Origin of the sequence: Novosphingobium resinovorum (assembly GCF_001742225.1) — a bacterium.
GTDB lineage: Bacteria > Pseudomonadota > Alphaproteobacteria > Sphingomonadales > Sphingomonadaceae > Novosphingobium > Novosphingobium resinovorum_A.
The window spans coordinates 511,665-528,722 of sequence record NZ_CP017075.1 but is presented as its reverse complement, the minus strand read 5'-3'; the positions used below and the strand labels follow the sequence as shown (position 1 = coordinate 528,722).

Here is a 17,058-nt window from a genome sequence, read left to right as displayed (position 1 = left end):
CTGGAAGACATACGAAAAAGGCGTCGCCGGTGTACGGCGACGCCTTTTCGAACATATGCGGTGCGATCAGGCCAGCACGCCGTGGCAGTGCTTGTACTTGTTGCCGGAACCGCAGGGGCACGGCGCATTGCGGCTAATCTGGAGATCGGCCCAGGGGTTGCCCTCGCCGCTTGCACCTGCCGGAGCACCTTGCACGACACCCTCGGGGCTGCCCGCGAGGTTGCCGAACAGTTGCGCCATCTGCGCCGAACCATCGCCGTCCGCCGAATCGTCGAGGCCGGTGAACGGGTCGATGTGGCCGGTCAGGAAGTCCGGCAGTTCAGGCAGCTGCGTCTGCTCGGGCATGCGCAGTTCGCTGACCGAGATGATGCGCGTCACGTCTTCGCGGATACCGTCGAGCATGCGCTCGAACAGGCCGAAGGCTTCCTGCTTGTACTCGTTGATCGGCTGCTTCTGGGCATAGGCGCGCAGGAACACCACCTGGCGCAGCGCGTCGAGCGTGGCGAGGTGTTCCTTCCAGTAGTGGTCGAGCCGGTCGAGCAGGATCGACTTTTCCACCTGGCGCCAGATTGCCGGGTCGTCTTGGCTCATCTTCGCGGCCATGTGGGCATCAGCCAGCTCGGTGATGCGCTGCTCGATGTCCTCGGGTTCGAGGCCGTCCTCCTCGATCCACGCCTCGATCGGGGCGTCGATGGCGAGGATGTCCTGCACCTTCTCCTTGAGGACCGCGATGTTCCAGTGCTCGGGGTAGGAACCGGCCGGGCAGGCATCGGCCACCAGCGAGTTGATGGTGTCATGGCGCATGTCCACCACGACATCGTCCACCGCTTCGGCATCCATGATGTCGGAGCGCTGCTCGTAGATCACCTTGCGCTGGTCGTTCATCACGTCGTCGTATTCGACGACTTGCTTGCGCACTTCGTAGTTGCGGGCCTCGACCTTCTTCTGCGCGGTCTCGATGGCCTTCGACAGCCACTTGGAACCGATCGCCTCGCCGTCGGCCAGATTGCTGTTCATCATCTTGGAGAACAGCGTGTCGGGGCCGAAGATGCGCAGCAGGTCGTCTTCGAGGCAGAGGTAGAACTTCGACAGGCCCGGATCGCCCTGACGGCCCGAACGGCCGCGCAGCTGGTTATCGATGCGGCGGCTTTCGTGGCGCTCGGTGCCGATGACGCACAGGCCGCCAGCTTCGAGGACGAGGCGCTTCTGCTCGCCTACCTCGGCCTTGATCTTCGCGATCGCGGCGTCGCGCTCAGGCCCCTCAGGCATGTCGCGCAGTTCGTCCTCGACGCGGAATTCCACGTTGCCGCCCAGCTGGATGTCGGTGCCGCGGCCCGCCATGTTGGTGGCGATCGTCACGGCACCGAGCGAACCTGCCTGCGCGACGATATGCGCTTCCATCTCGTGGAAACGCGCGTTCAGGACCGAGTGCTTCACGCCTTCCTTGTTGAGGAAGTCCGACAGCAGTTCCGACTTCTCGATCGACACGGTGCCGACGAGGACCGGCTGGCCGGTCTCGTACTTCTCGCGGATCAGCTTGGCGATGGCGGCGAACTTGTCGAGCGTGTTCTTGTAGAACTCGTCCTCCTCGTCCACGCGCTGCACCGGCACGTTGGTCGGGATGGTGACAACGTTCATCTTGTAGATGTCGTAGAATTCCGGCGCCTCGGTCGCGGCGGTGCCGGTCATGCCCGAGAGCTTGGGATACATGCGGAAGTAGTTCTGGAAGGTGATCGAGGCGAGCGTCTGGTTCTCCGGCTCGATCTTGACGCCTTCCTTGGCCTCGACCGCCTGATGCAGGCCGTTCGACCAGCGGCGGCCGTCCATCATGCGGCCGGTGAACTCGTCGATGATGACGACCTTCTCGTCCTTGACGATGTAGTCGGTGTCGCGCTTGAACATCATCACGGCCTTGAGGGCCTGGTCGAGATGGTGGACGACCTGCGTGTTCTCGACATCGTAGAGGTTCGAGCCTTCGAGCAGCCCGGCGGCCTCGAGCATGCGCTCGGCCTTCTCGACGCCGTCCTCGGTCAGCGAGATGTTCTTGGTCTTCTCGTCCGCCTCGTAGTCCTCGGGCAGCAGCTGCTTCACGATCGCGTCGACCTGGACGTAAAGCTCGCTCTTGTCGTCAGTCGGGCCGGAGATGATCAGCGGCGTGCGCGCCTCGTCGATCAGGATCGAGTCGACTTCGTCGACGATCGCAAAGTTGAAGGGGCGCTGCACCATCTGGCTGCGCTCGTGCTTCATGTTGTCGCGCAAATAGTCGAAGCCGAATTCGTTGTTGGTGCCGTAGGTGATGTCGGCGCCGTAGGCCTCGCGGCGTTCCCACTCGTTGAGGTTCGGCACGATCACGCCGACCGTCAGGCCGAGGAACCCGTGCAGCTTCTCCATCTGCTCGGCGTCGCGGCGGGCAAGGTAGTCGTTGACGGTGACGACGTGAACGCCCTTGCCTTCCAGCGCGTTCAGGTAGGTCGGCGCGGTCGCCACGAGGGTCTTGCCCTCGCCCGTGCGCATTTCCGCGATCTCGCCGCGGTGGAGCACCATGCCGCCGATCATCTGCACGTCGAAGTGGCGCATGCCGTACACGCGCTTCGAGGCTTCGCGCACCGTGGCGTAGGCTTCGGGCAGGATGTCGTCGAGCGTGGAGCCGCTGGCCAGCATCTCGCGGAACTTGGGGGTCTGGGCGGCGAGTTCCTCGTCGCTCATGGCCTCCATGGCGGGCTCGAAGGCGTTGATCTGGGCGACGATCTTGTCGAGCGACTTGACGTAACGCTCGTTGGACGAGCCGAAGATGGACTTGACGAGTGCGCCGAGCATGGCGGTGAACCCCTGTTTTTCGTGAATTACATATGGTCGGTGTACGCGGCCCAAGCTCACAAGGAGGCGGCCGAACGACCGGGCGCGTGAATAAGCTCGCGAGGATGCGAAAGTTGCCGGGCGGCGCGCTTATTGGCGCGCGCGGTCTATCCCGGTGAACACCGCTGGCACGGCGACCGGCGCGAAGGCGACCGGCTGCTGCGGCGCATGAAGCCGCGTGTTGCGCAGTCCCGGTTCGGGCAGCCGCGCAAGGGCGACCGGCGCACGCGGCGCCTTGGCGGCGACTTCATGGGCGGCCAGGACCTGCACCGCCGACACCCGCGACACAAACGCCTCGGCCGGGCCGACTTGTGCGGCGAGCCCGGTAAGCAGGGCAAGCAGGGTCAGGATCAGGCGATGGGCCATAGGGAACGTCAGATAGGGTCGATGACGGGATGTGTCCACATGCGTTTGCGGCAAAGCGCACGTGGGCCTGCTTGCCCCGACTATCGACACGCAGGCGCTCAAGGCTTGCGGGCGAACAGGATCACGTGCTCCAGATCATCGCCGCCGACGGTATCGCCGGTCATCGCCTCGACCGGCACGACCTCGACCGTGAAGCCCGCTTCCGCCAGCAACGCGGCGAACGCCGCATCGGGCGTCGCAGACCAGATTGCAAGCATGCCACCGGGACGCAGTGCCCGCATCGCCGCGTCCAGTCCTTCGCGGGAATAGAGCCAGTCGTTGATGCGCCGGGTCAGCCCTTCCGGGCCGTTGTCGACGTCGAGCAGCACCGCATCGTAGGCACCGCGCGCCGAATCGATGAGGATCGCCACATCGTCCTGCACCAGCTGGACGCGCGGATCGTCGAGGCATTCGCCGGTGTAGACCCGCATCGGGCCGAGCGCCCAGTCGATGATCTGCGGGACGATCTCGGCCACGGTCACTTCGGCGGCGTCGTCCAGAACGGCCAACGCCGCACGCAAGGTGAAGCCCATGCCATAGCCGCCGATCAGCCACTGCGGATCGGGACGCAGGCCAAGCCGATCGCATGTCATCGTGGCGAGCGCTTCTTCCGACGCGTAGAGGTCGGTGCTCATGAGTTCGTGGCGATCGAGGAGAATGACGAACTCGCCTTCGCTGCGCACCAGGCGCAGGCGATCGCCGTTCGGCACATAGGCGACGTCGATCAGTTCGTCGCCTTCTTCAAGCTGGAGGCCGGGGCCTGGAGCGGATTCGAGGACCGGATGGTCGTCCGCAGGCGCGGCGGCCTCGGCCGGGATCACTTACGGCGGGCTTTGCGCGCGGCGTAGCGGGCATCTCGCGCGGCCTTGCGCTCTTCCTCGGTCAGTTCGGGCTTGGGCGCGTTCGCAGCGGCAGCTGCGGCCTTTTCCTCGGCTTCGCGCTCGCGGCGTTCCTTGGCGGCCTGGCGCTTTTCGGCCTGGGCCTGCTCGCGCGCCTGCGCCTTGGCGATACGCTCGGCCTGAACGGCGGGATCGATGGGGGTCTTCGCCTTGAGCTTTGCGAGCGCCTTTGCACGCGCTTCGGCTGCGGCGTTACGGCGGGCGTCGAAGCCCGGTTCCTTGTATGCTGCCATTACCTGCTACTTGATCTCTTTTTCATGCGTACCGTGCTGCAGGCAAGCGGGCCGACGATGCCGGAACCCGCCTGCCGCAAGGTTCAGGCGACCTGGAGGTTCACCGCGGAAGTCTTGCCACGGCGATCGGTTTCCAGCTCGTACGACACGCGCTGGTCGCGGTCGAGCGTACGCAGACCGGCGCGCTCCACAGCCGAAATGTGCACGAAGGCATCGCCGCTGCCGTCCTCGGGCGCGATGAAGCCATAGCCCTTGTCGGCATTGAAGAACTTCACAGTTCCGGTGATCATGAACTTATTCCCTTATCCGTATCGTCTACGGCCTCGAACCCGCTTGGCACGAACCGCGCCTCTGGGGCCACTGAGAATAAGGAGTGCGATTGAGACGCCCAACATTCGACCAGGGCGACATCAGCGGCGGCGCTATAGCAGCGTTCGCGAGCCCTGTCACTGTTCACGCGGCGGGCACTGCTTGATACCCTGAAAAGCGCGGTTTCCTACAGGCATATGGCGACGGTAATTTGCGGGCGATGATCCTCCCCGCCCGCCCCCCTGCTCCTCCCGCGCCGTGGCGTCGCAAGGTGACACATTGCGCGTACAAGGTGACAGGTTTACCTCGCAAGGTGACACTTTCAGGGCCGGATGTGTCACCTTGCAGGGCCAAGGTGACACCTTTTCCCTCTGGACCGTGTCAACCGTGTAAACCTGCGTCACCTTGCGCGGCCGCCGAACCGCCCTTGACCTGCAACACCCACACGCTAGGCAACCCGCCATGTCCTACCCCGTCTCCCCGCTCGCCTCGCCCTTCCCCGCCCTGCCCGAGATCGCGGGGGTCGTGCCGCATGTCGTGCGCGCCGGCTACAAGGACTGGGGCCGCTGCGACCTCACGTACGTCACGCTGGAGGAAGGCACCGCGGTCGCGGGCGTTTTCACGAAGAACGTATGCTGCTCGTCCGAGGTCGATCTCGGCCGCGAGAACGCGAAGCTCGGCCGCGCCCGCGCGCTGGTGGTGAATGCGGGCAATTCCAATGCCTTCACCGGCTATCGCGGGCGCGAGGCGGTGGAGCAGATCATGGAGCAGGTCGCCGCGCACATCGGCTGTCCGAAGGAGCAGGTCTTCGTCTCCTCGACCGGCGTGATCGGCGTGCCGCTGCCCAAGGACAAGGCACGCGAGGGTGTGGAAAAGGCCCTCACCGCCGAGCCCTGCAGCTGGGAAGACGCCGCCAATACCATCGCCACCACCGACACTTTCGCGAAGGGCGCCGCCGCCACCGCCATGGTCGGCGATACCAAGGTGAAGATCAGCGCCATCATCAAGGGTTCCGGCATGATCGCGCCCGACATGGCGACGATGCTGGGCTACCTGTTCACCGACGCCGCCGTGGAGCCGGGCTTCCTGCAGGCCTGCCTTTCCGCCGCGAACCTGCGCACGTTCTCGTGCATCACCGTCGATTCGGACACCTCGACCAGCGACACCGTCCTCGCCTTCGCCACCGGCAAGGCGGGCAATGCACCGATCACCGGCTTCGACAGCCCCGGCGCCCACGCCTTCGCCGCCGCGATCCATGACGTCTGCCGCCAGCTCGCCCACCTCGTCGTGCGTGACGGTGAAGGCGCGCAGAAGTTCATCGCCGTCTCCGTATCGGGCGCGGTGTCGGACGAGAGTGCCCGCAAGGTCGGCATGGCGATCGCCAACTCCCCGTTGGTCAAGACCGCCATCGCCGGCGAGGACGCCAACTGGGGCCGCGTCGTCATGGCCGTCGGCAAGGCCGGCGAGCCAGCCGACCGCGACAAGCTCTCGATCGGCTTCGGCGGCACCTGGGCCGCGCAGCAGGGCCTGCCGCTGGCAGACTACGACGAGGCGCCCGTCGCCGCGCATCTCAAGGGTCAGGACATCTCGATCGAGGTCGATCTCGGCCTCGGCGAAGGCACCGCAACCGTGTGGACCTGCGACCTGACGCACGGCTACATCTCGATCAACGCGGACTACCGGAGCTGATATGACTGCACCGTTCTTCACGATCTGGGGCCGCCTGAACTCGCACAACGTCAAGAAGGTGGCCTGGTTCGCCGAGGAACTGGGCCTCAAGTACCAGCGCCATGACATAGGCGGAAGGTTCGGCTTCACCGATGAATACCTCGCCAAGAACCCCAACCGCCTGATCCCCACGATCGAGGACGGCAAGGTGGTGCTGTGGGAATCGAACGCGATCCTGCGCTACATGGCGGCCGAATACGGCGGCGCTGCATGGTTTGCCGCCGATCCCATCGACCGTGCCCTCGCCGACCGCTGGATGGACTGGCAGTTCACCTATGCCGACGCGCAGCGCGCGCCGTTCCTCGCCACGGCGCGCCAGTCGCCGGATCAGTGGGACCATGCCGCCATCGCCAAGGGCATCGCCGACTGCGCGAAGCAGTTGGCGATCATGGACACGTACCTCACCGGCAAGCCCTGGCTCTCGGGCGCGCAGTTCGGCATCGGCGACATTCCCATGGGGGTCTACGCCTACACCTGGTTCAACCTGAAGTTCGACGCCTTCGGGATCGAGCAGCCGGAGTTCCCTGCCATTGCCGACTGGTACGCGCGCATCGTCAAGCGCCCCGGCTTCGCCGCGCAGGTGATGATCCCCCTGACATGATGACGCCCGCCCTTCACGCCGCCGTCGAGACGATCATGCGCGAGGCGAGCGAGCACGCGATCCTCCCGCACTACCAGAAGCTCGCCGCCAGCCAGATCGACGCCAAGGCCCCGGACGACGTCGTCACCGTGGCCGACAAGCAGGCCGAAGCGCTGCTGACCGAGCGCCTGTCCACGCTCCTGCCCGAAGCCGACGTGGTGGGCGAGGAAGCCGCCTTCGCCGATACCTCGGTGATGGAGCGCCTGAAGGACCGCCTGTGCTGGATCGTCGATCCGCTCGACGGCACCAACAACTTCGCCGCCGGCAAGCCGCCCTTCGGCGTTCTCGTCGCGCTGGCGGAAAAGGGCGAGACGATCGGCGGCTGGATCCTCGACTGCCTGACCGGCCGCTTCTGCCGCACCGACCTCGGCGGCGGCGCCTGGATCGACGGGGAACGGATCACCGCGCGCACCACCGGGGCCGAGCCGCCGGTCGCCGCGATCTCGACGATCTTCCTCGATGACGGCGCGCGCGAGAAGGTGCTCACGCACATCGCCCCGCACTACACCCTGGTCGATATCCCGCGCTGCGCGGCCGAGCAATATCCCCGCCTCGTGAATGGCGCCAATGACATCTCGGTGTTCAACCGCACCCTGCCGTGGGACCACGCGGCGGGCGTCCTGTTCCTCAACGAGGCAGGCGGCAAGGCGGCAAGGCCGGACGGCAGCGCCTACCGCGTGGACGAGTACGAACGCCGCGACCTGATCGGTGCGTCGAGCCCGGCGCTGTGGGATGCGTTTGCGGACGTGGTGGCAAGGCTAGGCTGACGGCCGGGGCTCTTTGCCCACCCCGTCCGGCTAGTTCGCTTCGCTCTCAAGCCTACCGGGCCTCCCGCAAGCGGGAGGGCTGTCCTTTCTCCCCTCCCGCTTGCGGGAGGGGTCTGGGGTGGGCCTTCTCGCAAAAAGAAAACCCCCGCCGTTCCCACGGCAGGGGCCTCTTCAACCTCAGACCTAAGCGATCAAAGTTCGCTTTCGATCCAGCCCTTCAGCGCGCTCTTGGGAGCGGCGCCGAGCTTCTTGGCCACCGGCTGGCCGTCCTTGAACAACACCAGCAGCGGGATCGACTGCACACCGATCGCCGAGGGCGTCTCGGTGTTGGCCATGATGTCCATCTTGGCGATAGTGACCTGCTCGCCCAGTTCCTCGGCGATTTCCTCAAGGGCGGGAGCGATCATCTTGCACGGACCGCACCAGTCGGCCCAGAAATCGACGAGGACGGGCTTGTCGGACTTGAGGACGTCGGCCTCGAAGCTGGCATCGGTGACGGCAATAGTGGACATCGATTGACTCCTGAACTTTAGAATTGGGCGACAACTTAGGGATGAAACCCGGCGACGCAACGCCGGAGCGGAGAAAGCATTACTCGCGCGGCTCCAAGACGGGCTTGTGCGCCGCCAGCACCTCGGCGGAAACCGCGATCAGGCGCGGGACAGCCGTGTAAAGCAGCGCGACTTCCACCGTCCGCCCCGGGAAGGTCGCTTCCAGCGCGGCGGCATAAGCGCCCATCTGGCGCAGCACGCCGCGCGGCACCGCCTGCAAGCTATCGGGCGGCCGCCGCGCGCTCTTGTAATCGACCAGACGCACGCGGCCCGGCTCGATCACCAGCCGGTCGATCGTGCCCGCAACCACCTGCCCGCCGACCACCGCCGCGACCGGCACTTCGGCAAGGCTGTCGGGACCGAACAGGTCCGCCCACTCCGGATTGCCGAGCACCGTGAGGGCGCTGGCCAGCAGGGCTTCACGGTCCGCCGGTGCAAGATCGACGGCGTGGCGGGCCAGCCACCCTCGCCCGGCATCCTCACGCACCGCTGCAGCCACGTCCGGCAGGCGTTCGAGCAACTTGTGGACCAGCGTACCGCGCCGCGCTGCATCGCGGCCGGCACCGGGCGGGAACGGCGGATCGGGCGCGTCCTCCTCACCCAGCGAAGATGGTGCGAGCGGGCGCGGCGGACGCGGTTCGGCGGGCGGCCCGCGCTCCAGCCAGCGCGGCAGCGGCTCACGCAGGTCGAGCATCGGTCCACCACCTTGCTTTCCAGCCTTGACCGGAACCGGAGCGGCGGGCTGACCATGCTCGCAGCGTGCACCCCATATTGGATCGCCGACTTCTGCCTCGGCCGGAAAAAGCGCCCGCAACCTCGCGTACCAGCTCTTCGGACTAGGCTCCCCCTTGTCGCGGCTGGTGAGAGCCCCGCCGACGAACAGAGCCTCCTCCGCCCGCGTCATCGCTACGTAGAGCAGGCGCCAGTGCTCCTGCTCGTCCGCCCGCTTGCCCTCGTCCAGCCGCGCGGCGATGCGGCCCTGCTTCTCGTCCTTCGAGAGTGGCGGCAGCGGGATCGCGCGCGCCTCGTTGGCGGGATCGGGCAAGTCGATGCCCCGTTCGCGCGCATTGTCCGGGTTGCTCGTCGCGTCGGCGAGAATTACGATCGGCGCCTGCAGGCCCTTCGAACCATGCACCGTCATCACCCGGACGAGGCCCGCAGCATTGTCCGCCTCTCGTTTCAACTCGCCATCGCCCGCGTCGAACCACGCGAGGAAGCCCGCAAGGCTCGGCGTATCAGTGACGGCATAAGCCTTGGCGGCATTGACCAGTTCGTCGATCGGATCGTTCGCTTCCGAGCCCAGCCGGGCCACCAGCCGCCGCCGCCCCTGCCACGGGCCGACCAGCAGCCACTGCAGCAAGTCCTGCGGCGGCGCATAGTCGGCGCGCTTCAGCACCTCGCCCAACTGGTCCATGACCGCCGCAACCTCAGGCTCGCGCGAACGGCGCAAGTGCTCCCACAGCCGCGTGTGCCTCTCGCGGTAGCCATGGGCCAGAAGCTGCTCCTGGCTCCACCCGACCAGCGGCGAGACCAGCAGCGCCGCAAGGTTGAGGTCGTCCAGCGGCTGCACCGCGAAGCGCAGCGCCGCGACGAGATCCTTCACCGCCAGCGGCGCGCCGAGGCGCAGGCGATCGACGCCCGCCACCGGCACCCCGGCGGCATGGAGCCGCGCGACGATCAGCCCGGCCAGTTCCTTCCTCTGGCGCACCAGCACCATGATATCGCCCGCCTGCGCGCGGCGCGGGTTGCCCTTGACCAGAGTGAAGCCAGGTCCTTGCACGTCCAGCCAGTCACGCACCTGCAGCGCGATACGCTCCGCCATCTGGCGGTCGGGGCGCGAGAGCCAGTCGGGCGTAGCGCCTTCCTCGTCCGGCAGTTCGTCGTCCTCGGCATCGGCCGCATCGCTGACCGGATGCCAGAGCGCCACGTAGCCCGGTCGTTCCTGCCCCTGGTGCGGATCGGCGGGACGGTCGAGCCCGAAGTTTGCGTGGCCGATCCCGGCGATGGCCCGGTCCACGAAGTCGAGCACCGTCTGCGCCGTGCGGAACGAGCGGTCGAGGCCGTACTCCCGGAACTCGGGCGGCGCGAAGCTGTCGCGCAGCATTTCGGCGTTCTGTGCCGCCTGCCCCATCTCGCGCCGCACGCGCTCGGCGGCGCGGCGGAAGTTCTCCGGGCTGGTGCCCTGGAAGCGGAAGATCGCCTGCTTGTAGTCGCCCACGACGAACAGCGTGCGCATGAGGTCTTCGTGCTGGCCCAGCCCTGCCCAGAACTCCCCCGCCATCGCGAAGATGATGTCCCACTGCGCCGCGTTGGTATCCTGCGCCTCGTCGACGAGGATATGGTCGAACCGGCGATCGAGCTTGTAGCGGATCCAGTCCGCCTGCGCTTGGTTGGCCAGCAGATCGGCGGCGCGGCGGATCTGGTCGTCGAAGTCGATCAGCCCCTCGCGCTGCTTGGCCGCATCCCAGGCCATCGCGAAGGCACGGCCGAGCCGCAGCGCCGGGACCAGCCGATCCGCCAGCGCCAGTAGCGCACGCATCGCTCTGATCTCAAGGATGCACTCAATCACCCGTGCGGCGGAATCCGCATAGCCCGGGTCAAGCTTATCCTGCGACTTGCTGGCCTTGGGCTCGTTCTTCTGAGTCAGGAACTCCTTCGCCAGCGCGTCGAGGCTGTCCAGCCGCTGCGCCCCGTTGCCGAGCAGCCATTCGCTGATCGCATCGACCGCGCCAAGCCCGGTCTTGGTGCCCCACTCGGCGTTGACCGCCATGCAGTGCCGCAGCGATCGCACGTCGAACGCCGCATCCTCGCACCGCGCCGCCAGCGAGGCTTGATCCGCATCGGACGGCAGGCCCAGCAGCCGCAGCACGTTGCCGCGCATGTCGCCCGTTTGCCAGCTGCCAGGTCCGAACCACGCCTCGCGCGCCGAAGCGCAGCGCAGCAGGAACGCCATCACCGCATCGGGGCCATGGCGCAGCGAAAGCTGTTCGACCGCCTGCAGCAAGGCGGGATTTCCACCCTCCGCATCGACCAGCAGGTCGGCCAGTACCTGCCGCGCCAGAAGGTCGCGCTCGCGATCCTCCATCGGGCGGCTGCCGGGAATGAGATCGGCCTCCAGCGGAAACGTCGCCAGCAGCCATTGCGAGAAGGCATGGATCGTGTCGATCCGCAGCCCGCCGCCCGGACTGTCGAGCACCGAGGCGAACAGCGTGCGGGCCCGCGCGAGGTTCTCGTCGCTCGCCAGCGCCCCGATCGCGGCAAGGCGCGCGCGCAGATCGAACTCGCCGAGCCGCACCCATTCGGCCAGCGTACCGTTGATGCGCGCGGCCATTTCGGTCGCGCCAGCCTTGGTGAAAGTCAGGCACAGGATCTGCGAGGGATCGACGTCCGGCTGCAGCAAAAGCCGCAGCACGCGCGAGGACAACACCTGCGTCTTGCCCGTCCCGGCAGAGGCGGAAAGCCACACGGTCTCCTGCGGATCGACCGCCAGCATCTGGTTGCCGTGAAGCGGATGGACGGTAGCCGGGCCGCTCATGCTGCGCCCTCCGGCCTGTTGCCGAGCGAGGTGATCCATTCGTCCAGCCGCATGAGCTGGTCGTAGTCGGCATAGCTGCCCAGTTCCGGGTTCAGCCGCGCGGTGAAGGCTTCCTCGCCGAGAATCCAGCGGTCGAGCGCGTCATTGAGGTAGCGCAGCGTCTCGGGCAGGAAGTCCTCGCGCGGGATGCCGGATTTCTTGCGGCCTTCCAGCACCGGCTCGAACATGTAGCCCATCGTGCCGTCCTTGCCCTTGGCCATCGACCAGTATTCGAACGAATCCGCCACGCCCTCGACACCCTCGAAGCCGCCGTCCCTCGCGATCAGCGCGATCAGGCCCAACTGCAGCGCAAAGCCCTCCTGCACGCGGCTGCCCGTCGGCGGCTGGCCGGTCTTGTAATCGACCACGGCAAGGCTGCCGTCCTCGCGCAGGTCGATGCGGTCGGCGCGGCCGTGGATGCGCACGTCGCGGTGGCGCATGTCGCCCCACTTCTCGACCGCAACGACCTCGCGGCCCGTGGCCTTGGCATCGAGGATCATCGTCTCGAACGTCTCCAGCGCAGCGGAGAGGCGCGGCCACCACAGCACGCGCATCAGCGGGTGGGCGTTCTGCTCGGTCAGCACGCCTTGCGCGATGGCATGGAGGCCGCCAGCCGGCTCACCTGCCTTGTGCCAGCGCTCCATGATCAGGTGCGCGACCTCGCCCTTCCACGCCGCGCTCGGCTCGGCATCCAGACCGTCGAGGCTGCGCAGGCCGAGGATGGCGCTGGCGTAGAACTGGTACGGATCGCCGCGCAGCCGGTCGAGCCCGGTGACCGAGACGTCCACCTTGCGCTGCTCGGCCGAGGGCATCGGCTGCGGGCGCGGATGCGCCGCGACCGGCGCCGCATCGTCGAGCAGGCGGGCGAGGCGCACGGCCTCGCCCTCGATGTGGCGTTCCAGCTGGTCGCCCAGCATCGCGCGCACGCGCAGCACGAAGCGTGAGGGGATCACCGGACCGCCCTCGTCCCGCTGCGCCCAGCTCAGCACCACCTCGGGCGCGCCGAGCGCGGCAGCAAGGTCGTGCGCGGAAAGGCCGATGCGAAAGTCCGCGCCGGGCACGCCCAGAGCACGCAGCACGGCGGGCGGCAGCAGCGCATCCTGCGCCGCCGTCCCCGGCCAGACGCCCTCGACCAGACCGCCGCAGATGACCAGATCGGCACGGCTCATGCGCGCTTCGAGCAGGCCGTAGACCGAGACGCGCGGATGCCCGCCCCAGGGCGGACGCACCGAGACGCGGTCCATCGCATCGCGCAGCACCGCATTGATCTCGCGCGGGTCCAGCAGCGTGCCTGCCGCGCCCGCTGCGCCGCGCAGTTCCTCCACGAAGGCGCTGAGCGCGCGGCCGTCCGCCCCGCCCCACAGCGCCTCGCCGCAAAGCGCCTCGGCGGCGGCGGCGATGAGGCCCAGCAGACGGTCCAGCGGCTCCGTCTCGCCGAGCGCGAACAGCGGCGTCAGGATCGCCTCGATCCCGGCCCACCATTCACCCAGCTTCGCGCCTTCTGCCCTGGCCGCCAGCGGAGCGAGCCCGGCCCCGGGGCGCGGCCCTCGCAATTCGAGGTCCAGCTTGCGGGCATTCTCCAACCAGCGCGGGCGGCCCGGCCCGGCTCCAGTCAGCGGATGGACGAGCAGCGCGATCAGCGGCACCGGCGCGGCCTGCTCGGCGACGACTTCGGCCAGAAGCAGCAGCAGGCGGCCAGCGGCGGTCTGCGGCAGCGGGCGACCGGCGGTGTCATCCGCCTCGATCCCCCAGCGCTCCAGATGGCTGACGACTCGCGCCGCCAGCCCCCGGTCGGGCGAAACGAGCGCGACGCGGCGCTCGGGTGTCTCCAGCGCCTCACGGATGAGCACGGCGATCGCCTGCGCCTGCTCGCCGGGATGCGTGCATTCCATCAGACGCACACCGCTCAGGCGGCGCTGCTCGGGCGGCAGATCGACCCATGCGGCGGAAGCGCGCGGCGGCAGGAACAGGTTGGAGATCGCGCGGCTGCGCTCGGGCGGCGCGGCGGCAAGGCCGGAGCGGTGCCACGGCTGCACTTCACCGCGCGCAATGCCCATCCGGTTCAGCAGCAGCTTGAGATGGTATTGCGGATGGGTCACCGCATCGCCGCGCGCGAAAGGCGGCTCACCGACCTCGGCCGGAGCGCCGGCGACGCCCAGTTCCTCCCACACCTCGTCGGCGAGCGACAAATCGAGATCGGGCAGGACGACGAGGCCCTGCGGCATCTCGCTGACCACGCGCAGCAATCGCGCCAGCGCGGGCGAGGCGCCGGTGACACCGGCGGCGATGACTGGATATGGCGGAGGCTCTTCCCGCCAGCGCGCGGCGGCATGGTCGAACAGGCGATTGCGACGGTCCGGTGCGTCGATCTCCCCGCGCGCGGCCAACTCGGCGATCCAGTGCTGCTGCACCATCAGGAAGCTGCGGGTATTGTCGCTCCAGTGCCCGGCAAGATCGCCGACGATGCCGATGACGCGCTCCGACATCAGGTCGATCGGCGCGATCTCCTCGGCCAGCAGGCGGTCCATGGTGCGGCCGATCTCGAAGGCGCGGCGCAGCAATGCCGCCCCGGTTCCCGCAGCATCGCCCTCCACCTCACGCAAATGATGCGCAAGGCGCAGCCAGCGGCGCGTCGGGTCGGCGGCGGGCGGGATGTCCGCCGCGCCCAGCGGATCGAGCAATGGCCCAAGCGCTTCGTCGAGATCGAGATCACCCACCGCGACCATGCGCGGCAGCAACATGCCGCTCCCCGAATGACGCACGAAAGCCTCGGTCATCGTGCGGATCGTGCGGCGGCTCGGCAGCAGCAGCGTCAGCCGCGCGAGGGCGATCTCATCCTTCGCATAGCGCGGGATGAGCCCGGCGACGAGAGCGTCGGCGAAACCACGATGCGCAGCAATGGAGTAGACTTTCGGACCCGTCCGGTCAGGCACGGGTCAGCCATTCCTCGGTCGGCCTGATGGCGGCGGGCTCGCCCACTTCGAACCACAGGCCCTGATGCGAGATGCCGTAGAGGCGACCTTCCTCGATCGCGCGGCTCCACAGGATGTTGGTGGAGAACGCGCCCTCGGGCGCATCGCGCAGCAGGCGCTTCGACACGAGCTGGATGCCGGTGTAGATGAACGGCGCCACCCGCCCCTGACGGCGGCGCGAGACGCGACCATTGGGATCGAGGTGGAAGTCGCCCTCGCCGCGATAATTGAGCGCGCGGGTGTGCGGCACCATCAGCAGCAGCGCGTCCATCCGCTCCGCATCCCAGGCCTGCGAGAGTTCGGCAAAGACGTCCTGCGGGCCGTCGAGCCAGATGTTGTCGCTGTTCAGGCAGAAGAACGGATCGGGCAGCAGATCGGCCGCCCTGACCATGCCGCCGCCGGTTTCCAGCAACAGTTCGCGTTCGTCGGACAGGGTGACGGCAGGCGCGATCTTGCGGACCTTGAGATGGCCTTCGAGCGCGTCGGCCATGTAGTGCGCATTGACCACCGCCTTCGTCACGCCCGCATTGCCGAGCTTGTCGAGCGCATGGTCGATCAGCGACTTGCCCGCCACGCGCACCAGTGGCTTGGGCTGGGTGGCGGTGAGCGGGCGCATGCGCTTGCCCAGCCCTGCGGCGAGCACCATCGCGGTGTCGCTGGCGAGAGGCTTCATCGGGCGAACTCCCCGCCGTTCGCCTCGCGCAAGGCGGCGGGGATGTTGGCGTCGAACCATGCCGCGACCGGCGCCATCGCGGGATGGGCAAGGTCGCGCTCCATCGCCGCCCAGACGCGCGGGATCAGGTCGAGGTAGCGCGGCTTGCCGTCACGGCGCCACAGCCGCACGAAGATGCCGACGATCTTGGCGTTCCGCTGCGCGCCGAGCCGCGCGTAATCGGCGAGGAAAGTGTCGACGTCCGTGCCCGTCTTCTGCACGTAGCGATCGAACATCTGCGCCTCCAGCTCGGGCGCAACTTCGCGCCGGGCATCCTGCAGCAGCGAGACGAGGTCGTAGGCCGGATGACCGACCAGCGCGTCCTGGAAGTCGAGCAAGCCCTGCTTCTCGAGGCTGCCGAGCAGCATGATGTTCTCGGCATGATAGTCGCGCAGCACCGTGACGCCCGGGCGCTGGCGCGGCAGCAGCGGCGAGAGCGCCTGCTCCCACGCGCTCACGAAGCCTGCGGCATCGACGTAGAGGCTCTGCGCGGTGCAGTACCAGTCGATGAACAGCTTCACCTCGCGGATATATTCCGCCAGCGAGTAATCGAGGAACGGCCCGGCGGGCAGCTGGTGCAGCTTCGCCAGCGCGTCGATCGCGGCGGAGTAGACCGCCGCTTCGTCCGCTGGCCACTGGTCGAGATAATCGCGCATGCGCGCCTCGCCGAAGTCCTCCATCAGGATGAGGCCCTTGTCGGGCTTCTCCGCGAGGATGCGCGGCGGGCGCAGGCCGTTGTCGTCGAGCCAGTGCGCGGCGCGCAGGAACGGGCCGATGTCCTCCTGCGGCGGCGGCGCATCCATCAGCATCGCAGTGGCGCCATCGACACTGCGGATACGGAAATAGCGGCGGAACGAGGCATCGCCCGGCAGCGGCTCGACAGCCGCGCCTCCCCAACCGGCGGCGGCGAGAAAGGCATCAAGGCCCTCGGGAAAGTTCGCGTGTTCGAGCGTCATACAGGTATACGCCCTAGCCAATCCGCCCCGCCTTCGACAATGGCGATCCGACCGTCCTCGACAACTTCCAGCGTGATCGAGAGGCAGCCCGGCTCATGTGCGAAGCCGCCCGCGTGATCGGGCCACTCGGCGATGAGCACCGCGCCCTCGCGGTAATCGTCGAGGCCGATCTCCTGCGCCTCGTCGGGATGGTTCAGGCGGTAGAAGTCGGCGTGAACCAGCGGCAGGCGGACGGCAGGCGGGTCGTAAGGCTCGATGATCGCGAAGCTGGGTGACGGCACTTCGCCCTCATGACCAAGCCCGGCGATGATCGCGCGCGCCAGCGTGGTCTTGCCCGCGCCGAGACCGCCGGTCAGTGCGATCACGTCGCCGGGGAGCAGCGCATCGGCGAGCTTGCGGCCCCATGCGTCCATCGCCGCGAGGTCTGGCAGCGGCAATCTCATGCCAATGTTCCTC

General features: G+C 67.7%; 14 protein-coding genes. 3 read left to right on the top strand and 11 right to left on the bottom strand.

The genetic code is table 11. The features are described from left to right. Nucleotides 1-66 precede the first annotated feature (66 nt). From secA to BES08_RS02355, 5 genes are all read right to left on the bottom strand, one after another. A complete protein-coding gene (gene secA / locus BES08_RS02375) occupies nucleotides 67-2,817 on the bottom strand; it encodes a preprotein translocase subunit SecA (protein WP_036522695.1) in 2,751 nt (916 codons plus the stop codon). A gap of 129 nt (nucleotides 2,818-2,946) precedes the next feature. Then, the gene (locus BES08_RS02370; protein WP_231958137.1) at nucleotides 2,947-3,261 is read right to left on the bottom strand and encodes a hypothetical protein; all 315 of its coding nucleotides are present in this window, start codon (nucleotides 3,259-3,261) and stop codon (nucleotides 2,947-2,949) included. Between the two features lie 59 nt (nucleotides 3,262-3,320). Then, nucleotides 3,321-4,082 (bottom strand): spermine/spermidine synthase domain-containing protein, encoded by a 762-nt coding sequence (locus tag BES08_RS02365; RefSeq protein WP_081798882.1) that lies wholly within the window; start codon nucleotides 4,080-4,082, stop codon nucleotides 3,321-3,323. After that, the gene (locus BES08_RS02360; protein WP_008830880.1) at nucleotides 4,079-4,393 is read right to left on the bottom strand and encodes a DUF6481 family protein; all 315 of its coding nucleotides are present in this window, start codon (nucleotides 4,391-4,393) and stop codon (nucleotides 4,079-4,081) included. The genes BES08_RS02365 and BES08_RS02360 overlap by 4 nt, the downstream gene beginning before the upstream one ends. An 83-nt stretch (nucleotides 4,394-4,476) precedes the next feature. Then, nucleotides 4,477-4,683: a cold-shock protein gene (locus BES08_RS02355; RefSeq protein ID WP_008830881.1), complete on the bottom strand. Its 207-nt coding sequence runs from the start codon at nucleotides 4,681-4,683 to the stop codon at nucleotides 4,477-4,479. Between the two features lie 481 nt (nucleotides 4,684-5,164). On the opposite strand from BES08_RS02355, the gene argJ reads away from it, so the two are divergent. Genes argJ through BES08_RS02340 form a run of 3 tightly spaced genes read left to right on the top strand, consistent with a single transcriptional unit; the run spans nucleotide 5,165 to nucleotide 7,837 of the window. Further along, entirely contained in the window at nucleotides 5,165-6,391 is a 1,227-nt protein-coding gene (gene argJ / locus BES08_RS02350) for a bifunctional glutamate N-acetyltransferase/amino-acid acetyltransferase ArgJ (RefSeq protein WP_008829657.1), read from the top strand. Between the two features lies 1 nt (nucleotide 6,392). Next, entirely contained in the window at nucleotides 6,393-7,031 is a 639-nt protein-coding gene (locus BES08_RS02345; RefSeq protein ID WP_069707607.1) for a glutathione S-transferase family protein, read from the top strand. Continuing rightward, the gene (locus BES08_RS02340; RefSeq protein WP_083274566.1) at nucleotides 7,028-7,837 is read left to right on the top strand and encodes an inositol monophosphatase family protein; all 810 of its coding nucleotides are present in this window, start codon (nucleotides 7,028-7,030) and stop codon (nucleotides 7,835-7,837) included. The genes BES08_RS02345 and BES08_RS02340 overlap by 4 nt, the downstream gene beginning before the upstream one ends. 191 nt (nucleotides 7,838-8,028) lie before the next feature. Here BES08_RS02340 and trxA read toward each other — a convergent pair whose 3' ends face one another. The 6 genes from trxA to tsaE form a co-directional block, all read right to left on the bottom strand. After that, nucleotides 8,029-8,349: a thioredoxin gene (gene trxA / locus BES08_RS02335; RefSeq protein WP_069707606.1), complete on the bottom strand. Its 321-nt coding sequence runs from the start codon at nucleotides 8,347-8,349 to the stop codon at nucleotides 8,029-8,031. A 79-nt stretch (nucleotides 8,350-8,428) separates the two neighbouring features. Then, entirely contained in the window at nucleotides 8,429-11,923 is a 3,495-nt protein-coding gene (gene addA / locus BES08_RS02330) for a double-strand break repair helicase AddA (RefSeq protein WP_069707605.1), read from the bottom strand. Then, nucleotides 11,920-14,895 carry a PD-(D/E)XK nuclease family protein gene (locus BES08_RS02325; protein WP_069707604.1) on the bottom strand — a complete coding sequence of 992 codons (2,976 nt, stop codon included), beginning with the start codon at nucleotides 14,893-14,895 and terminating at the stop codon, nucleotides 11,920-11,922. Before BES08_RS02325 ends, addA begins: the two co-directional genes overlap by 4 nt. After that, nucleotides 14,888-15,607 (bottom strand): nucleotidyltransferase family protein, encoded by a 720-nt coding sequence (locus tag BES08_RS02320; RefSeq protein WP_069707603.1) that lies wholly within the window; start codon nucleotides 15,605-15,607, stop codon nucleotides 14,888-14,890. Before BES08_RS02320 ends, BES08_RS02325 begins: the two co-directional genes overlap by 8 nt. Further along, nucleotides 15,604-16,602, bottom strand: coding sequence for an aminoglycoside phosphotransferase family protein (locus BES08_RS02315; RefSeq protein ID WP_069707602.1), 999 nt, complete (start codon nucleotides 16,600-16,602; stop codon nucleotides 15,604-15,606). Before BES08_RS02315 ends, BES08_RS02320 begins: the two co-directional genes overlap by 4 nt. Continuing rightward, nucleotides 16,599-17,045: a tRNA (adenosine(37)-N6)-threonylcarbamoyltransferase complex ATPase subunit type 1 TsaE gene (tsaE, locus tag BES08_RS02310; RefSeq protein ID WP_069707601.1), complete on the bottom strand. Its 447-nt coding sequence runs from the start codon at nucleotides 17,043-17,045 to the stop codon at nucleotides 16,599-16,601. The genes BES08_RS02315 and tsaE overlap by 4 nt, the downstream gene beginning before the upstream one ends. Nucleotides 17,046-17,058 lie beyond the last annotated feature (13 nt).

Coding starts and splice junctions, on each gene's coding strand:
- secA (WP_036522695.1), bottom strand. CDS start 2,817: ATGCTCGGCGCACTCGTCAAGTCCATCTTCGGCTCGTCCAACGAGCGT.
- BES08_RS02360 (WP_008830880.1), bottom strand. CDS start 4,393: ATGGCAGCATACAAGGAACCGGGCTTCGACGCCCGCCGTAACGCCGCA.
- BES08_RS02355 (WP_008830881.1), bottom strand. CDS start 4,683: ATGATCACCGGAACTGTGAAGTTCTTCAATGCCGACAAGGGCTATGGC.
- argJ (WP_008829657.1), top strand. CDS start 5,165: ATGTCCTACCCCGTCTCCCCGCTCGCCTCGCCCTTCCCCGCCCTGCCC.
- BES08_RS02345 (WP_069707607.1), top strand. CDS start 6,393: ATGACTGCACCGTTCTTCACGATCTGGGGCCGCCTGAACTCGCACAAC.
- BES08_RS02340 (WP_083274566.1), top strand. CDS start 7,028: ATGATGACGCCCGCCCTTCACGCCGCCGTCGAGACGATCATGCGCGAG.
- trxA (WP_069707606.1), bottom strand. CDS start 8,349: ATGTCCACTATTGCCGTCACCGATGCCAGCTTCGAGGCCGACGTCCTC.
- addA (WP_069707605.1), bottom strand. CDS start 11,923: ATGAGCGGCCCGGCTACCGTCCATCCGCTTCACGGCAACCAGATGCTG.
- BES08_RS02320 (WP_069707603.1), bottom strand. CDS start 15,607: ATGAAGCCTCTCGCCAGCGACACCGCGATGGTGCTCGCCGCAGGGCTG.
- BES08_RS02315 (WP_069707602.1), bottom strand. CDS start 16,602: ATGACGCTCGAACACGCGAACTTTCCCGAGGGCCTTGATGCCTTTCTC.
- tsaE (WP_069707601.1), bottom strand. CDS start 17,045: ATGAGATTGCCGCTGCCAGACCTCGCGGCGATGGACGCATGGGGCCGC.